This is a genomic window from Vogesella sp. EB (assembly GCF_001037925.1).
In the GTDB taxonomy this organism is placed as follows: Bacteria; Pseudomonadota; Gammaproteobacteria; order Burkholderiales; family Chromobacteriaceae; genus Vogesella; species Vogesella indigofera.
In genome coordinates this window covers 62099-77839 of the sequence record NZ_LFDT01000002.1, presented here as the reverse complement: position 1 = coordinate 77839, position 15741 = coordinate 62099, and the positions used below count along the sequence as shown (strand labels likewise).

The window sequence follows — 15741 nt, the reverse complement described above, 5'->3', positions numbered from 1 at the left end:
AAGGGAGGCCGCGGCCTCCCTTTTTCTTTGTGCGGTGTTGCCGTTCAGGCGCACGACTTGGCGTAGCTGGCGCGGTGGATGTCGCGCACCTCGACGCAGCGTTGCAGCGCGACACCGGGCGGGGCCGCGACCTGCGCGTCCAGCACCTGCAGCAGCGCCACCGACAGCGCCTGCTTCACGCTGTCGCTGCGCCCGGACAGCAGGTCGAGGCGGACGTGCACGAAGGCGTGGCCGCTGTCGGCCTCGCCCACCAGGTAGTCTTCCAGCCGCAGCGCGCGGCTCTTGATGTCCAGCGCCTCGAACTGGCCGCTGGCGATGAGCGCGGCATTGAGCGCGTGCAGCAGCGGGCGCACGGCAAGGCGGTCGAGATTGGCACTGTATTCGGCAGTCAGGTGCGGCATGGGGGGCTTTCCGGCCTTGCGGCCAACGTTGGGACGGATCAGGACTGGTGTTGCAGCAGCGGCGCGCCGTCGCGGAACAGGATCATTTCGCCGGCCTGCATCGCCGTCCACTGCTCGTTGTCGGTCAGCGGGATGGTGGCGATTACCGCGACACGGTCGTCGGGGGTGGTCACGGTGGCAAAGTCGACGGTGACGTCCTCGTCGACCAGGTGCGCCGCCGGGAACGGCGCCTGGCGCACGATGTAGTGCAGTTTGGTGCTGCAGTGGGTGATCAGCCAGTCGCCGTTGGACAGCATGAAGTTGAAGATGCCGTAGCCGTGCAGCTCGGCGGCCAGGCGCGCGATTTCGGCAAACAGCGTGGCGGTATCCGGCGGCGTGCACCACTTGGCGCGCAGCGCTTCCATGATGTAGCAGAACGCGGCCTCGGAGTCGGTACTGCCCACCGCGTTGTAGTAGCAGCCGGGGCGGGCGTGGAAATCCTTCAGGTCGCCGTTGTGGGCAAAGATCCAGTACTGGCCCCAGATCTCGCGCTGGAACGGGTGGCAATTGGCGAGGTTGATCACGCCCTGCGTCGCCTTGCGGATGTGCGCGATCACGTTTTGCGACTTGATCGGGTACTGCCGCACCAGCGCCGACACCGGCGAATCCGCCGATGGCTTGTCGTCGATGAACAGGCGCACGCCCTTGCCCTCGAAAAAGGCGATGCCCCAGCCATCGGCGTGATGGTCGGTCAGCCCGCCGCGGCGGTGGAAGCCCTCGAAGGAGAACAGGATGTCGGTCGGGGTATTGCAGTTCATGCCGAGCAGCTGGCACATGGTGGGTCCGTTTCTGCGGTGTTGCCGGGGTGATACCTTATTGTTTCACGCAGCGGCGCGCGCGCCAAGCCTGTTGCCGCGCCGGATGCAGGCAGGGCTTGCAATTTCCAGTAAAATCACCACCTTTGCTTTCTTTTCCGGGGGAGATGGCGATGACCACCATCGTGGTAGTACGCAAGAACGGGCAGATCGCCATCGCGGCGGACAGCCAGACCACGTTTGGCGACGACCAGCGCTTGCCGGCGGCCTATGACGTGTTTCACGACAAGATCTTCCGTCTTGGCGACAGCTATCTGGCCATTGCCGGCTCGGCGGCGCACGACCTGGTGCTGCAGGGCGCGCTGAAGGGGATGAAATCGCGCGACCTGTCCAGCCGCAGCGGCCTGTTCGAGACCTTTCGCAAGATCCACCCCAAGCTGAAAGACCACTTTTTCCTGCGCCCGGAAGAAGACGAGGAAGACCCGTACGAATCCAGCCAGATGATGGTGCTGGTCGCCAATACCCACGGCATCTTCGGCGTCTACCCGATGCGCGAGGTGTACGAATTTTCCCGTTTCTGGGCCATCGGCTCCGGCCGCAAGTTCGCGATGGGCGCGATGCACGCGCTGTACGACAGCGCGCTGGACGCCAGGGCGATTGCCGAGGCGGCGGTGCGTGCCGGCGCCGAGTTCGACGCCAGCAGCGCGTTGCCGATGTCGCTCTACACTGTTTCGATTGATAAGGATTCTGACAAATGAACCAAGCCGATACCCTGCAGCGCTTCCTGTTCGACGGTGTGCCGGTCCGTGGCGCGCTGGTGCGCCTGGACGGTGCCTGGCAGCAGGTGGTGACCCGCCACAACTACCCGGCGGCGGTGCGCCACGTGCTGGGCCAGATGGTCGCCGCCAGCAGCCTGCTGGCTGCCAACCTCAAGTTTGACGGCACGCTGATCATGCAGCTGCACGGCAAGGGCGCGCTGCGCCTGGCGGTGGCGGAATGCACCAGCGAGCGCACCGTGCGCGCCACCGCGCGCTTTGACGCCGCCATCACCGACGCGCCGCTGGCCGAGTTGCTGGGCGAGGGCGGCACCTTCGTGGTGACGCTGGAGCCGAAAGAGGGCGAGCCGTGGCAGGGTATCGTGGCGCTGGAAGGGGACAGCATCGCGCAGATGCTGGAGAACTACATGCAGCGCTCGGAGCAGCTGGACACCCGCCTGATCCTGGCCTGCAACGACGACACCGCCGCCGGCCTCTTGCTGCAGCGCCTGCCGGACGGGCACGGCGACGCCGAAGGTTGGCCGCACGTGGTGGCGCTGGCCGACACCCTGCAGCAGGACGAGCTGCTGACACTGGGGGCCGACGACATCCTGTACCGGCTCTACCACCAGGAAACGGTGCGCGTGTTCGACCCGGCGGCGGTCAGCTTTGCCTGCAACTGCAGCGAGGAGCGCGTCGGCGAGATGCTGAAGCTGCTCGGCGGCCAGGAGGCGGCCGACGTGGTGCTGGAGCAGGGCAGCATCGAGATCGGCTGCGAGTATTGCGGCCAACGTTATGTGTTCGACGAAGACGACGTCAATCGCCTGTTCAACTTCGACGTGATGGCGGCGGTGCGCGAAGCGCGCCACTGAACAGGGCACCGCACAAACAAAAACCGGACGCCAGCGTCCGGTTTTTTCATGGCTGCCGCCGAGGAGGCAGCGCTCAGTGGTGCAGCTGGTGGTGCATGCTGTCGACCCAGTCCTCGAACTCGGTGCTGTCCATGCCCAGATAGCTGACGATGTCGTCGGCGCGCTCGCGCCAGGCGCCGTCGCCGTGGTGGTCGGTACTGGTGCGCCACACATACTGTGCCGCGCGCGCCACCGCCACCATCATCATGTGCTCGTGATCCAGCAGCGGCTCGCTGCCGACCTGGAACAGCTCCGGTTGGTGCTGCAGCAGGATCGCCTGGCAGAACGGCTCCGGCATGTTCCAGGTGCGCGCCACCAGGTAGCCGACGATGTCGTGGCTGGTGTTGTGGAATTCCTGCTCGATCTTGCTGATCTGGCGGTCGCGCGCCTGGCCGATCAGGCGCAGTGTGCGTTCGTAGCGCGTATCGCGCATCAGCATCACCGCGATGCCGCAGCTGCGGAACAGCGCAAAGCTCTGGCACTCTTCCGTCGGCCGGCCCAGCCGCTCGCACAGCGCGGCGGCGATGGCGGCCTCCTGCATGCTGCGTTCCCAGAGCTGCTCGATCGCCGGCGGCGATTCTGCAGTCAGCGCCAGGCGCAGCAGCAGGCCGCTGACCAGGGTGATGGTGTTGCGGGTGCCGAGCAGGCTGACCGCCTGCTGCACCGAGGTGATGTTGCGCTGGCTGCTGAACAGCGGGCTGTTGGCGGCCTTGAGAATGGCGGCCGACAGGCCGATGTCGGTGGCGATCAGCCCGGCGACATCCAGCAGGCTCATCTCCGGATCGTTGCGCAACGCGGCGAGCTGGTCCAGCAGCGCCGGACGCGGCGGAATCACCAGGTTGCGTACCAGCGCGGCGGTGGTGTCTTGGTCGAAATGGGGAACCTTCATGTTGCGGCCGCTTTTTATGGTGGGGTGGGTACAGGGCAATACGGCACAGTGTACCCGTGTTTAGGCTGGCAGCAGTACGGCAATGGTTGAATCTTGACATGCGTCAGGGTGAGCGGTGACGCGCAGGATGTGCTGCATCGCCGGATGCGGCGGACGGTGCACCGCGATGCCCTGCTGCAACAGTGCCTTTTGCCGCTGCAGCGCGCTGTCGGCATCCGGGTACACGATGCAGACAAAGTTGGTGTGCGACGGCAGCACGCGCAGCCCGCCGCCGGCCAGTGCCGCGTGCAGCTGCTCGCGCAGCCGGCAGGTGTCGCGGATGATGGTGTCGGCGCAGTGCGGCGCATCCAGTACCGCCGCCGCCGCCGCCTGTGCGAAGCTTGAGACGGCAAACTGGGTGCGGATCTGGTCGGCCTTGCTGATCCATTCCTCTGGCGCGATGGCGTAGCCGACGCGCAGCCCGGCGAGGCCGTGCGCCTTCGACAGCGTGCGCAGGCGCACGGTGTTGGCCAGCACGCCCTGGCGCTCGGCGGCGGCGCAGAAGTCGACATAGGCCTCGTCCAGCAGCAGCAGGGTGTCGTCGGCCAGCGCGGCGCGCAGGCTGGCAACGGCATCGCGCGGGTGGAAGGTGCCGGTCGGGTTGTCCGGGTTGGCGAGGTAGACCAGCGCCGCCTGGTGCGCGTTGGCGGCGGCGGCCAGCGCCGGCAGGTCGTTGACCAGCACGCCGTCGTGCTCGGCGTACGGCACCTCGACGATCTCGGCGCCGACGCCCTCGGCAAAGTAGCGGAAGGTGGGGTAGGTGCCGGCGGTGCACACCACCACGTCGCCGGGCGACACCCGCGCGCGCAGGAACAGCGCGATCAGGCTGTCGGCGCCGGCATCGACCACCACGTTGGCCGCATCCACGCTGTTCAGCGCCGCGGCGCGCTCGCGGATGGCGCTGGCGTACGGGTCCGGATACAGCCGCGCCAGCTCGTACAGCGCCTCGCCCCACTGCGTCGCCAGCGGGTGGCCGGCAATCGGCATGCTCTCGTTGGAGCCGATGCGCGACACGATGCGGCGGCCGATGGCGGCCTCCAGCCGTGGCAGGCCCTGGAACGGGTTGACGATGGTGCGCTGTTGCAGATGGCGGGCGTAGCGGGTCATGGCGGGCTCCGGTAAAAACGACAATGGCGTTTACCTTACGTTAAGGGCAGCCCGAAATCCATAGCTCGCTTAGACGGATTGTTCCTGAGCAAAGAACGATTGCAGCGTTGCGGCCAGGCTTGCCGGTTGTTCCCACTGCACCATGTGGCCGGCGTCGGCGATGACGGCTTCGCGCAGGTCGGCAAAGCAGGCACGGCGCTCGTCGAGGGTGTCGAACACGCCCTTGGCCATCGGGTGGTCCCACATCTCGCCGCCGATCACCCACTGCACCGGGCAGCTGATGCGACGCCAGCAGGCCTTGGCCTCTTCCAGCCGGTACAGCACCGGGTTGACCATCTTGTGGCGCGGATCGGCGCGGTAGCTCAGCGCGCCGTCGCGCTGCGTGGTCAGTGCCTGCGCCATGAAGGCGGCCTTGTCGGCGCCCAGGTGCGGGTTGCGCTCCTGCAGCCGGCGTGCCACCTCCGCCAGTGACGCCAGCGGCTGGTAGGCCGGCGGTTGCTGCTTCTCGCGCAGCCAGCGCGCGTAGCGGCCCGGCGCCTCGGCCGCGCGGCTGTCGGCGAGGCCGAAGCCCTCCACCAGCGCCAGCTTCGCCACGCGCTCCGGGCGGATGCCGGCGTACAGGCCGCTGACCATGGCGCCCATGCTGTGGCCGACCACCTTGGCCGCCGCCTGCGGGCTGTAGTGCTGCAGCAGCGCGTCGAGATCGGCGAGGTAGTCGGCGCTGTAGTAGCTGCCGCTGTTCCAGCCGCTGGCGCCGAAGCCACGCCAGTCCGGGGCGATGATCTGCCACTCTGGCAACAGGTCGGCGATGAACTGGAAGGTCAGCGCGCAATCCATCCAGCCGTGCAGCATGAACAGCAGCGGCGCGTCGGGCTCGCCCCAGCGCAGCACGTGGCAGGGATGGCCGTTGAAGTGGTGGTACTCGCTGCGCGGCTGGCGCAGCGGCTGATAGCAGTCGGGCATGGGGGCGATCCGGTGCAATCCGGTGTAGGCCGGCGTAATGGAAGCCCCGTAGTGTAGCGGCTGGCATCCGGCCTGCCGAGTGCCACGCTGCGGCCAACGTTGGCCGCAAGCGTGGCGGCGGACGGCTCAGCGCGCATCGGCCGCCTGCTGCAGCGTGGCGTCGCCGGCGCTGCTGCCTGCCAGCAGCTGCTGTATCTGCTGCAGCTGCCAGTCGAAATAGGGATTGAAGGTCAGCCGGGCGTGTACCTTGCCGGCTTCGCGGTAGCCCCAGTCGGAATACCACACCGTGGCGCCGTTGCGGCAGGCGGCGTCATCGGCAGCGTCCTGCCCGTTCTGGCACAGGCGCAGGCTGCCGTCGCGGCCGTACAGCGGGTTGTCCGGCGCAAACAGCACGCTCATGTGTGAAAACTGGCTGATGCGCTGCTGCGGCAGCCGGTCCGGGCGCCACAGCACGCGCTGGTCGCTGCTGGCCGGCGCGTTGCCGTACCAGATCAGCCGGCTGTGCGGATGGCTGAAGCGCTGGCTGAACTGCGCCAGCGTGTAGCGCACGTCGAGCACCGAATCGTGCTCGCTCAGCACCATCAGCACCGGCCGCGGGTAGGGCTGGCGGGCCAGCTGTGCGCGCACGCTGGCGCTGCTGCGGTAGTACTGGCCGAAGCCGTTGGTCGGCACGTTCAGGTAGCGCACCGGCGTCTGCTGCGCGCGGCCGGGCTCCGGCGGGCGCAGCCACGGCCGCAGCGGCGCCAGCCACGGTGTCAGCCAGTCGAGGCGGCTGTCGGACTTGAGGCCGGGCGAGAACAGCAGCAGGCCGGCGATATCGGCATTGGCCAGTGCCTCGCCCAGCACCAGATTGCCGCCGGTGGAAAAACCGCCGAGCCAGACGCGGCCAACCTCCCGCTGCAGCAGCCGCGTCTGTTCGCGCACCACCTGCTGCCAGTCGGCCATCGCCACCGGCAGCAGCGATTGCGGCGTGCTGCCGTGGCCGGGCAGCAGCACGGTGCGCACCAGCCAGCCCTGCTGCGCCAGCCGCGGCGCGATGTCGACAAAGGAAAACGGCGAATCGCCCAGCCCGTGTACCAGCAGCACGCCGCCGCGCGGCGCACCGGCCGGCTGCCACTCGTGCGGGCTGTTGAAGTCCAGCTCGCGCTCGATGTCGGCGCCGAGGAACTGGCGATGCTGGCGCAGCCATTGCCGCGTCTCCTGCCGGTAGCTGGCAAAGCTGGCCTGCCCCAGTGGCGGCTTGGGCGGCGGGCGGGTCTGGCTGCAGGCGGCGACGGCGAACGCGGCGGCCAGTAGCGGCAGGGTCAGGGCGCGGATGGGCATGGTGTGGGCGGGGGCGGGGTCGCGGGCAATCCTGCTTGGTGGCCGGCAACGGCGGCAGAGTTCCGCGCACGGCCAGGGTTGGCCGCAACGGCCGCTCGGCGCGCAAATACAGCGGCGGCGGTTTTTGATAGCATGGAGGCCTTGTCCGCGGCGGCCGTCCTTGCCGGCGCGGCGTTCACTCAGCCGGGAACAGATGTGCCGATCATGAAAAACAGTGGCGAGGCGCCGGAAGGCGGCGCGGTGGTCAAGCAAAAGCGCAAGAACAACCCGGAGGGCATGAAGAAAAGCATACTCGATGCCGCGGTGAGCGAGTTCGCGCTGACCGGCTTCAGCGGCACCACGCTGGACGCCATCGCCGAGCGCGCCGGCACCATCAAGCGCATGGTGGTGTACTACTTCCGCAGCAAGGAAGAGCTGTACATCGCGGCACTGGAGCGCTGCTACGGCGAGATCCGCGACATCGAAACCGGGCTGGACCTGGCCGAGCTGTCGCCGGTGGACGCCATCATCCGGCTGGCGGAGTTCACCTTCGACTACCACGCCGCGCACACCGACTTCATCCGCCTGGTCAGCATCGAGAACATCCACCACGGCAAGTTCATCGCGCAGTCGTCCAAGATCAAGTCGCTGAACCGCAGCATCATCGAGGTGATCGACGGCGTGCTGGCGCGCGGCAAGGCGGCGGGCGTGTTCCGCCCCGAGGTCGACGCCACCGACCTGCACATGCTGATCAGCTCGCTGTGCTTCTTCCGCGTTTCCAACCGCTACACCTTCCAGGCCATCTTCGGCCGCGACATGGTGAGCGAGGCGTCGCGCGAGTCGCACCGCAAGATGCTGGTGGAGGCGGTACTGGCCTATCTGCGGCCGCCGGCCTGAGCCGGGCGTCGGCTGGCCACGGCCACGCCACTTAAGCAAAAAGCACCGTCCCGGCAGGGGAACGGTGCTTTTTTTACGACGTCAGCGCGGCGCTGCTGCTCGGGCTCAGCGGCATTCGAACAGCATCAGCCCGGCGGCGGTGTTGGAGATCGGGATGTGGTAGTTGCGGTGCAGCTCCACCACCTCGCCCGGCAGCGCGCCGCGGGTGGTCAGCCACATCAGCAGCTCCACGCCCTGGGTGCCGGTCTGCTCCACCAGCTCCTCGTTGCTGTACTGCGTCGCCCACTTCGGCGCGGCGGTGAGGCTGTCCATGAACTGCAGGTCGAAGGCCTTGTTGATGAAGCCGGCACGCTCGCCGTCCAGCTGGTGCGACAGGCCGCCGGTGCCGATGATGACCACTTTCAGGTCATCCGGCCACGACGCCACCGCGCGTGCGATCGCCTCGCCCAGCTTGTAGCAGCGGGTGGCCGACGGCAGCGGGTACTGCACGGTGTTGATGCACACCGGGATGGTGCGCACCGGGCAGCGGTCCTGCTCTGGCCACAGCAGCTTCATCGGCAGCGAGAAGGCGTGATCGACCAGCATTTCCTGGCAGGTAGTGATGTCGAATTCGTCCGCCACCAGGCCATTGATCAGCTGCCACGACAGCTCGGCATCGCCGGCAAACGGCGGCAGGGTGGGGATGCCCCAGCCCTCGTCGGCGTTGTGGTACTGCGCGGCGGCGCCGACGGCGAAGGTCGGCAGCTTGTCGAGGAAGAAGTTCAGGCCGTGGTCGTTGTAGATCACGATCGCCACGTCGGGCTTCACCTCGTCCAGCCACTTTTGCACCGGCGGGAAACCGTCAAAGAACGGCTTCCAGTACGGGTCTTGCTGCAGGTTCTGCGCGATGGCGCGGCCGATGGCCGGAACGTGTGAAGTGGTAATGCCGCCTACGATTTTTGCCATGATTATTTCCCTGCCTCCAGCAACATCTGTTTGAACGCTTCCTTGCTCATCCCGGTCTGCAGCGCGCCGAGGTCCTGCACGTCCAGCCCGAGAATGCCGGCGAACTTGGCGAGGTAGTAGACATTGCCGCCGGCGGCCAAGAGGCCGAGCACGTTGCGCTCGCGCACCGCCGCGTACTGCTCGGCGTTCAGGCCGTAGCGCTGGCAGTAGCCGGCCTCGTCGGCGGCGAAGGCCTGGCGGTTGGCCGCGTCGTTGAAGGAAAAGCACATCTTGTTGAGGGCGTAGCCCTTTTGCGCCAGATCACCGTCGAATACCGCGGTGCCGGTGACGCGGAGCTTGCGTTTTGTTGTCTCCATCCTGTTCTCCCTATTGGTTTCCCTGCTTGCAGCGTTTGCTGTGTCGGGTAGTATCGGCAAAGCAATAACCGGAATAAAGACAGGGGTATTGATGGCACGTATGAGCGATTTCGATCATTTGCAGCTGGACGGCCGTTTGCTGCAGCTGCTGCTGGCGGTGATCGAGGAACAGTCGGTCACCGGCGCGGCGCGGCGGCTGGGGGTGACGCAGTCGGCGGTGTCGCATCTGCTGGACAAGCTGCGCCAGATCACCGGCGATCCGCTGTTCGTCAAGAGCGGGCGCGGCATCGTGGCCACCGCCCGTGCCGAGGCGCTGGCGCTGCAGGCGCGGGTGCTGCTGGACGAGATGCGGCGCTTCGCCGCCGGCGAGGCGTTTGCGCCGGCGACGCTCGCCACCACCTTCACCATCGCCGCCAACGACTTCCAGCGCGACCTGCTGCTGCCGCCGCTGTGGCAGCGGCTGCGGCAGCAGGCGCCGGGGGTACGGCTGCGGGTGATCCCGTCCGACGTGCCCAGCAGCGAGATGCTGCGCGACGAGCACTGCCAGCTGGCGATCTCGCCGCGGCCGCCGGAGGCCGGCGACATCCTGCAGAAGCGGCTGTTCGAGGACGACTACCGCGTGTTCTACGATCCGGCGCAGCGCGCGGCGCCGGCACGGCTGGACGACTACCTCGCCGCCGAGCACGTCACCGTGCTGTACGCGCCGCGGCGGATGCTGGACGTGGACCTGCAGCTGGAGGCGCGCGGCATCGCGCGCCGCTTCGCCGTCACCGTGCCGTCGTTCGCCGGCATCCCGGCCTTCCTGCGCGGCAGTGGCCTGCTGGCGACGCTGCCCGGCCTGCTCGGGCGCGGACTGATGCGCGACTTTGCCAGCTGCCCGCTGCCGGCCAAGGTTGGCCGCATGCCGATGTACATGATCTGGCACCTGAAATACCGCCACGACCCGGCGCACAGCTGGCTGCGCCGCGAGCTGGAGCTGGTGGCGGCCGAGGTGCTGGCGACCGCCTAGAAAGCGTCCCCCCCGCCGGCGGCGGGGGTGACGGTGGCGCGGCGCTCCCCGGGGACGGGAGGCACCGCGCGGGGCCTGGCTACGTTGCCGGCATCAGTCCGGCAGGGTTTCCACCTGCCGTGGTGCCATGAAGTACAGCCAGGTCAGCGCCACGAAATAGCAGCACGGAATCAGCGTGAACAGCACCGAGTAGTTGTTGTTGGTCACCGTCAGCACGTAGCCGACGATCTGGGTCATGAACATGCCGCCCACGGCGCCGATCATGCTGCCAAAGCCGAACACGCTGCCGACCACTTCCTTCGGGGTGAAGTCCATCACCAGGCTCCAGATGTTGGCGGTCCACGCCTGATGCGCGCCGATGGCCAGCGAAATGGCGGCCACCGCCAGCCACAGGCTGCTGGCGCCGGCGGCGCCGATGATGGACAGGATGCACAGCGCACAGATCAGCATGGCGGTCAGCCGCGCCGGGATCGGTGCCATGCCGCGCGCGATCAGCCACGACGACAGCGCGCCGCCGCCGACACTGCCGACGTCGGCGGTGAGGTAGATCACGATCAGCGGAATGCCCATCTGCGTCACGCTGATGCCCAGCTGGTACTGCTGGTTGAGGAAGGGCGGCAGCCAGTACAGGTAGAACCAGAACACCGGCGCGGTCATGGTGAAGGCCAGCGCGTAGGCCCAGGTGCCGCGCAGGCGCAGGATGCGCGAGTACGGCACCTTGCCGGCCGGCGCCTGTGCCTCGGCGCTGATGTAGTTCAGCTCGGCGCGGCTCACGCCCGGGTGTTGCGCCGGGTCGTGGTAGTGGTGCAGCCAGTACAGCAGCCAGATCAGGCCGAAGCTGCCGATGACGAAGAACACCGCCTGCCAGCCCCACACCATCATGATCAGCGGCAGCAGCACCGGCGTCACCAGCGCGCCGACGTTGGTGCCGGCGTTGAACAGGCCGGTGGCCATCGCGCGTTCGCCGGCCGGGAACCACAGCCGCGTGGTCTTGACGCAGGCCGGGTAGTTGGCCGCCTCGGACAGGCCGAGCAGGAAACGGCAGATCATGAAGCCGACGGCGGACGCCGCCAGCCCGTGCGCGGCGGCCGCCAGACTCCACAGCAGCACCGCCAGCGCGAAGGCGTGCTTCACCCCGACGCGGTCGATGAAGCGGCCCTGCACGGCAAAGCCGATGGCGTAACCTATCTGGAACCAGAAATTGATATTGGCGTAGTCCTGCGCCGTCCAGCTCAGCTCCTTGGCCAGAATCGGCTGCAGCACGCCCAGTGCGGCGCGGTCGATGTAGTTGATGGTGGTGGCAAAGAACACCAGTGCCAGCATCCACCAGCGCGTGTGGCCAACGGCCATTGCGCTGTGCCAGCGCTGGCGCAGGGTGGGCTGCGCGCTGGCGAGGGTGATGACGGGGGTGTCGTGTTGCGGGGTGTGCATCTTGAGTTGTCTCCTGCGAGGTTGTGGTCGTGCCCTGGGTGCGGGCTTTTTCTCGTCGTCGCTTGATGTTGGCCGCAAGCCCCTGCGGGGGCGCGCGGCCTGCCGTCTTTGCGGCATGTGGCCCGGGTCTGTGCCCGGTGCCTAATGAAAAAACGGGTAATGCTGCAGCAGCCAGATTGCGGCGCTGATGGTGAGAAAGGAGCTGGTGGTCGCCAGCAGCAGGGTGGCGGCGCAGAAGCCCTGCATGTCGTGGCGCTGGCCGAGGATGGGGAAGATGCTCAGCATCGGCATCGCCGCGGTCAGCACCCCGGCCATCGCCAGTCGCGGGTCGAGCGGGCCGAACAGCAGCAGCGCCCCCGCCACCAGCAGCGGGTGCAGCAGCAGCTTGCCGCTGGCGAGGATGCTGACGTCGCGCAGCATGCTGCGCAGCGGCAGGCCGACCAGCGAGCCGCCGATCACGAACAGCGCCACCGGTGCCGAGGCGGTGCCCAGCATCGCCACCGGCTTGGCCAGCAGCGGCGGCAGGCTGAGGTCCAGCAGCGCCAGCGTCACCCCGGCGACGATGGCGAGGATGATCGGATTGCGGCGCAGCCCCAGCAGCGAGCGGCCGAAGGCGCGCAGGAAGCGCTCCTGGCGCGAGCCGTCGGCCTCGGACAAGGCGATGCCCAGCGGCAGCATCAGCAGGTTTTCCACCACCATGGTCAGTGCCAGCGCCAGCGTCGCCACCGGCCCCAGCAGCTGGTACACGATCGGGTAGCCGACAAAGGCGCTGTTGGAGCAGGACATGCCCAGCCCGTACAGCGCGGCGCGCGGCAACGGTTGCTGCCGGGCCAGCATTGCCCAGCCGGTGCCCAGCAGCAGCATCGCCAGCGAGCCGGCGGCGTAGGCGGCGAGATAAGGGGTGTTGAGCAATTCCGCCGGCGAGCGGCTGGACAGCGAGTGCAGGATCAGCGCCGGCAGCGCGAAGCGCACCACCAGCAGGCCCAGCGCCGCCAGCTTGTCCTGCGGGAACAGCGCCAGCCGCACCGCGAGGTAGCCCAGCCCGATCAGCATGAAAATGGGGGCGATCACCGCCAGGATGTCGAGCATGGGTCGCAATCAGTGTTGCGCCTCAGGCGCGGAATTCTTCGGTGTCGATCTCGGTCTGCGTCGCCGCGTTGTAACGCGCGCCGGCAATCGGCAGCCATGCCAGCAATGCCTCCAGCTGCTGCAGCGTTTCCACGCGCAGCTGCACGCGGCTGGCGGCCACGTCCTCGCGCAGGTGCGCCAGGCGGGTGGTGCCCGGAATCGGGATCACGTGCTCGCCGCGGGTAAACAGCCACGCCAGCGCCAGCTGCGCCGGGGTGCAGCCGGCGGCGGCGGCGATGTCGCGGTAGGCGGCGAGGAAGTCAAGGTTGGCCGCATAGTTGTCCGCGGCGAAGCGCGGCATCGCGCGGCGGATGTCCTTGCCGTCCAGTGCGGCCAACGTGGCCATGTCCGGCAGGCCGTCGGCGAGGAAGCCGCGCCCCAGCGGGCTGAAGGCGACAAAGGCCACGCCCAGCTGCTTGCAGGCGTCCAGCACCGCGATCTCCGCGTTGCGCGTCCACAGCGAATACTCGGTCTGCAGCGCGGCAATCGGGTGCACCGCGTGCGCGCGGCGCAGGGTGGCGGTGGACACTTCCGACAGGCCGATGCTGCGGATCTTGCCTTCGCGCACCAGCTCGGCCAGCGCGCCGACGCTGTCCTCGATCGGCACCTGCTTGTCCCAGCGGTGCAGGTAATAGAGGTCGATGACCTCTGTACGCAGCCGGCGCAACGAGTCCTCGCAAGTGCGCTTCAGCGTGTCCGGGCGGCCGTCGATCACCCTTTTACCATCCACCCCGGTCATGCCGCACTTGCTGGCCAGCGTGATGCGGTTGCGGTGCGGCGCCAGCACGCGGCCCACCAGTTCCTCGTTGGCGCCAAAGCCGTACAGCGCGGCGGTATCGAACAGGGTGATGCCGGCGTCCAGCGCCGCCAGCAACAGCGCCTCGGCCTGTTCCGGCGCCGGCGGCACGCCGTAGGCGTGGCTGAGGTTCATGCAGCCCAGGCCAATGGCCGAGACCGAGAACGGGCCGAGTTGTCGCTGTTGCATGGGCAGACTCCTTACAGACCGGCGTTCAGCTGTTGTTCCAGCTTGGCCAGCACCTGGTAGCACGGCAGCACCTTGGCCACCGACGAGTTCGGCTCGCGGCCTTCGCGGATGGCGGCGAAGAATTCGCGGTCCTGCAGCTCGATGCCGTTCATCGATACCGCCACTTTCGATACGTCGATCTGCTCTTCCTTGCCGCTGTACAGGTCGTCGTAGCGCGCGATGTAGGTGGCGGAATCGCCGATGTAGCGGAAGAAGGTGCCCAGCGGGCCGTCGTTGTTGAACGACAGGCTCAGGGTGCAGATGGCGCCGTTGGCCGCCTTCAGCTGGATGGACATGTCCATGGCGATGCCCAGCTCCGGGTGGATCGGGCCTTGCAGCGCATTGGCCTGCACGATGGGGCTGCCGGCCTGGTAGGCGAACAGGTCCACGGTGTGCGCGGCGTGGTGCCACAGCAGGTGGTCGGTCCAGCTGCGCGCCTGGCCCAGCGCGTTCATATTGGTGCGGCGGAAGAAGTAGGTCTGCACATCCATCTGCTGGATGTTGAACTCGCCGGCCTGCACCTTCTGGTGCACGTACTGGTGGCTGGGGTTGAAGCGGCGGGTATGGCCGACCATCGCCACCAGCCCGGTCTGCTGCTGCAGTGCGACCACCGCCTCGGCGTCGGCCAGGCTGTCGGCCAGCGGAATCTCCACCTGCACATGCTTGCCGGCCTGCAGGCACTGCATCGCCTGCGCGGCGTGCACCTGGGTCGGGGTGCACAGGATCACCGCGTCCACTTCCGGCAGCGCCAGCGCGTCGGCCAGATCGGTGGCCACGTGGGCGATGCCGTACTTGTCGGCGACCTCCTTGGTGGCCTCATAGCGGCGGCCAACCAGCGATACCACTTCCACGCCGTCGATCAGCTTGATGGCGTCCAGATGCTTGATGCCGAAGGCGCCGGCGCCAGCCAGCGCTACCTTGATGGTCTTGCTCATTGCTTGTTCTCCAGAATCAGATGACCCACGGCGGTATTGGATGCCGGCACGTGGTAGAAGCGTTGTTTCAGCTCCGGCGCCGGGCCGCCGGCGACGTCGGCCATCGCGCCACGCGCGATCAGCCACATCACCAGCTCGATGCCCTCGGAACCGGCTTCGCGCACGTAGTCGATGTGCGGCATTTGCGCCAGATCCGCCGGGTCGGCGATCAGGCGGTCGAGGAAGGCGTTGTCCCATTCCTTGTTGATCAGGCCGGCACGCGGGCCCTGCAGCTGGTGGCTCATGCCGCCGGTGCCCCAGATCTGCACGTTGAGGTCGCCGTCGAACGACTCCACCGCGCGGCGGATCGCCTGGCCCAGCTGGAAGCAGCGGCGGCCGGACGGCACCGGGTACTGCACCACGTTGACGGCGAACGGAATCACCGCGCACGGCCACGCCTCAGGCTGGCCGAACATCAGCGACAGCGGCACGGTCAGGCCGTGGTCGACGTCCATCTTGTTGACGATGGTGAGGTCGAAATCGTCCTGGATCACGCTCTGCGCGATGTGTGCGGCCAGCTGCGGGTGGCCCATCACCTTGGGCACCGGACGCGGCCCCCAGCCCTCGTCGGCCGGCTGGTATTCGGCACCGGTGCCGATGGCGAAGGTCGGAATGAAATCCAGACTGAAAGCAGTGGCGTGGTCGTTGTAGACCAGGAAGATCACGTCCGGCTTCTGCTCCTTGATCCACTGTTTGCCGTAGTCGTAGCCGGCAAATACCGGCTGCCAGTACGGCTCCTGCGACTTGCCCAGATCCAGTGCCGCGCCGATGGCCGGCACGTGCGATGTGTAAACGCTCGCGGTAATGCGTGCCATA

At 67.7% G+C, this 15741-nt stretch carries 17 protein-coding genes; 4 read left to right on the top strand and 13 right to left on the bottom strand.

Features of this window, described 5'->3' with window-relative positions:
- Positions 1–44: 44 nt before the first annotated feature.
- On the bottom strand, positions 45–401 hold the full coding sequence (locus ACG97_RS01835) for a 5-carboxymethyl-2-hydroxymuconate Delta-isomerase (RefSeq protein WP_047965619.1): 357 nt from the start codon (positions 399–401) through the stop codon (positions 45–47).
- Between the two features lie 38 nt (positions 402–439).
- Positions 440–1216: a class II glutamine amidotransferase gene (locus ACG97_RS01830; protein WP_047965618.1), complete on the bottom strand. Its 777-nt coding sequence runs from the start codon at positions 1214–1216 to the stop codon at positions 440–442.
- Between the two features lie 152 nt (positions 1217–1368).
- Here ACG97_RS01830 and ACG97_RS01825 point away from each other — a divergent pair, with 152 nt between their 5' ends.
- A complete protein-coding gene (locus ACG97_RS01825) occupies positions 1369–1953 on the top strand; it encodes an MFS transporter (protein WP_047965787.1) in 585 nt (194 codons plus the stop codon).
- On the top strand, positions 1950–2822 hold the full coding sequence (hslO, locus tag ACG97_RS01820; RefSeq protein WP_047965617.1) for an Hsp33 family molecular chaperone HslO: 873 nt from the start codon (positions 1950–1952) through the stop codon (positions 2820–2822). The genes ACG97_RS01825 and hslO overlap by 4 nt, the downstream gene beginning before the upstream one ends.
- A 73-nt stretch (positions 2823–2895) precedes the next feature.
- Here the strand turns inward: hslO and ACG97_RS01815 are convergent, their stop codons facing one another.
- The 4 genes from ACG97_RS01815 to ACG97_RS01800 form a co-directional block, all read right to left on the bottom strand.
- Positions 2896–3750: an HDOD domain-containing protein gene (locus tag ACG97_RS01815; RefSeq protein WP_047965616.1), complete on the bottom strand. Its 855-nt coding sequence runs from the start codon at positions 3748–3750 to the stop codon at positions 2896–2898.
- Between the two features lie 60 nt (positions 3751–3810).
- The gene (locus ACG97_RS01810; protein ID WP_047965615.1) at positions 3811–4896 is read right to left on the bottom strand and encodes an aminotransferase class I/II-fold pyridoxal phosphate-dependent enzyme; all 1086 of its coding nucleotides are present in this window, start codon (positions 4894–4896) and stop codon (positions 3811–3813) included.
- A gap of 69 nt (positions 4897–4965) precedes the next feature.
- Positions 4966–5859 (bottom strand): alpha/beta fold hydrolase, encoded by an 894-nt coding sequence (locus ACG97_RS01805; protein WP_082133613.1) that lies wholly within the window; start codon positions 5857–5859, stop codon positions 4966–4968.
- A gap of 126 nt (positions 5860–5985) precedes the next feature.
- Positions 5986–7182, bottom strand: a complete 1197-nt coding sequence (locus ACG97_RS01800; protein ID WP_082133612.1) for a carboxylesterase — start codon at positions 7180–7182, stop codon at positions 5986–5988.
- 204 nt (positions 7183–7386) lie between these two features.
- Here ACG97_RS01800 and ACG97_RS01795 point away from each other — a divergent pair, with 204 nt between their 5' ends.
- Positions 7387–8058 carry a TetR family transcriptional regulator gene (locus ACG97_RS01795; RefSeq protein WP_047965784.1) on the top strand — a complete coding sequence of 224 codons (672 nt, stop codon included), beginning with the start codon at positions 7387–7389 and terminating at the stop codon, positions 8056–8058.
- Positions 8059–8163: 105 nt separating this feature from the next.
- On the opposite strand, the gene ACG97_RS01790 is transcribed toward ACG97_RS01795, so the two are convergent.
- Together ACG97_RS01790 and ACG97_RS01785 are read right to left on the bottom strand one after the other, a co-directional pair.
- Complete coding sequence (locus ACG97_RS01790; protein WP_047965614.1) at positions 8164–9003, bottom strand: class III extradiol dioxygenase family protein; 840 nt, start codon at positions 9001–9003, stop codon at positions 8164–8166.
- 2 nt (positions 9004–9005) lie between these two features.
- Positions 9006–9359, bottom strand: a complete 354-nt coding sequence (locus ACG97_RS01785; RefSeq protein ID WP_047965613.1) for a protocatechuate 4,5-dioxygenase subunit alpha — start codon at positions 9357–9359, stop codon at positions 9006–9008.
- Positions 9360–9459: 100 nt separating this feature from the next.
- Between ACG97_RS01785 and ACG97_RS01780 the strand changes: the two genes are divergently transcribed.
- Complete coding sequence (locus tag ACG97_RS01780; RefSeq protein ID WP_047965612.1) at positions 9460–10368, top strand: LysR family transcriptional regulator; 909 nt, start codon at positions 9460–9462, stop codon at positions 10366–10368.
- A 93-nt stretch (positions 10369–10461) separates the two neighbouring features.
- Here the strand turns inward: ACG97_RS01780 and ACG97_RS01775 are convergent, their stop codons facing one another.
- The 5 genes from ACG97_RS01775 to ACG97_RS01755 form a co-directional block, all read right to left on the bottom strand.
- Entirely contained in the window at positions 10462–11799 is a 1338-nt protein-coding gene (locus ACG97_RS01775) for an MFS transporter (protein ID WP_047965611.1), read from the bottom strand.
- Between the two features lie 141 nt (positions 11800–11940).
- Positions 11941–12888: an AEC family transporter gene (locus ACG97_RS01770; RefSeq protein ID WP_047965610.1), complete on the bottom strand. Its 948-nt coding sequence runs from the start codon at positions 12886–12888 to the stop codon at positions 11941–11943.
- Positions 12889–12910: 22 nt separating this feature from the next.
- Complete coding sequence (locus ACG97_RS01765) at positions 12911–13912, bottom strand: aldo/keto reductase (RefSeq protein WP_047965609.1); 1002 nt, start codon at positions 13910–13912, stop codon at positions 12911–12913.
- 11 nt (positions 13913–13923) lie between these two features.
- Positions 13924–14886 carry a Gfo/Idh/MocA family oxidoreductase gene (locus ACG97_RS01760; RefSeq protein ID WP_047965608.1) on the bottom strand — a complete coding sequence of 321 codons (963 nt, stop codon included), beginning with the start codon at positions 14884–14886 and terminating at the stop codon, positions 13924–13926.
- Entirely contained in the window at positions 14883–15740 is an 858-nt protein-coding gene (locus ACG97_RS01755) for a class III extradiol dioxygenase subunit beta (RefSeq protein ID WP_047965607.1), read from the bottom strand. Before ACG97_RS01755 ends, ACG97_RS01760 begins: the two co-directional genes overlap by 4 nt.
- Position 15741 lies beyond the last annotated feature (1 nt).

Bases quoted from the DNA above. Each gene is read 5' to 3' on its own strand.
- ACG97_RS01760 (WP_047965608.1), bottom strand. From the start codon at position 14,886: ATGAGCAAGACCATCAAGGTAGCGCTGGCTGGCGCCGGCGCCTTCGGC.
- ACG97_RS01825 (WP_047965787.1), top strand. From the start codon at position 1,369: ATGACCACCATCGTGGTAGTACGCAAGAACGGGCAGATCGCCATCGCG.
- ACG97_RS01770 (WP_047965610.1), bottom strand. From the start codon at position 12,888: ATGCTCGACATCCTGGCGGTGATCGCCCCCATTTTCATGCTGATCGGG.
- ACG97_RS01795 (WP_047965784.1), top strand. From the start codon at position 7,387: ATGAAAAACAGTGGCGAGGCGCCGGAAGGCGGCGCGGTGGTCAAGCAA.
- ACG97_RS01835 (WP_047965619.1), bottom strand. From the start codon at position 401: ATGCCGCACCTGACTGCCGAATACAGTGCCAATCTCGACCGCCTTGCC.
- ACG97_RS01830 (WP_047965618.1), bottom strand. From the start codon at position 1,216: ATGTGCCAGCTGCTCGGCATGAACTGCAATACCCCGACCGACATCCTG.
- hslO (WP_047965617.1), top strand. From the start codon at position 1,950: ATGAACCAAGCCGATACCCTGCAGCGCTTCCTGTTCGACGGTGTGCCG.
- ACG97_RS01800 (WP_082133612.1), bottom strand. From the start codon at position 7,182: ATGCCCATCCGCGCCCTGACCCTGCCGCTACTGGCCGCCGCGTTCGCC.
- ACG97_RS01780 (WP_047965612.1), top strand. From the start codon at position 9,460: ATGAGCGATTTCGATCATTTGCAGCTGGACGGCCGTTTGCTGCAGCTG.
- ACG97_RS01775 (WP_047965611.1), bottom strand. From the start codon at position 11,799: ATGCACACCCCGCAACACGACACCCCCGTCATCACCCTCGCCAGCGCG.
- ACG97_RS01785 (WP_047965613.1), bottom strand. From the start codon at position 9,359: ATGGAGACAACAAAACGCAAGCTCCGCGTCACCGGCACCGCGGTATTC.
- ACG97_RS01765 (WP_047965609.1), bottom strand. From the start codon at position 13,912: ATGCAACAGCGACAACTCGGCCCGTTCTCGGTCTCGGCCATTGGCCTG.
- ACG97_RS01810 (WP_047965615.1), bottom strand. From the start codon at position 4,896: ATGACCCGCTACGCCCGCCATCTGCAACAGCGCACCATCGTCAACCCG.
- ACG97_RS01805 (WP_082133613.1), bottom strand. From the start codon at position 5,859: ATGCCCGACTGCTATCAGCCGCTGCGCCAGCCGCGCAGCGAGTACCAC.
- ACG97_RS01790 (WP_047965614.1), bottom strand. From the start codon at position 9,003: ATGGCAAAAATCGTAGGCGGCATTACCACTTCACACGTTCCGGCCATC.
- ACG97_RS01815 (WP_047965616.1), bottom strand. From the start codon at position 3,750: ATGAAGGTTCCCCATTTCGACCAAGACACCACCGCCGCGCTGGTACGC.
- ACG97_RS01755 (WP_047965607.1), bottom strand. From the start codon at position 15,740: ATGGCACGCATTACCGCGAGCGTTTACACATCGCACGTGCCGGCCATC.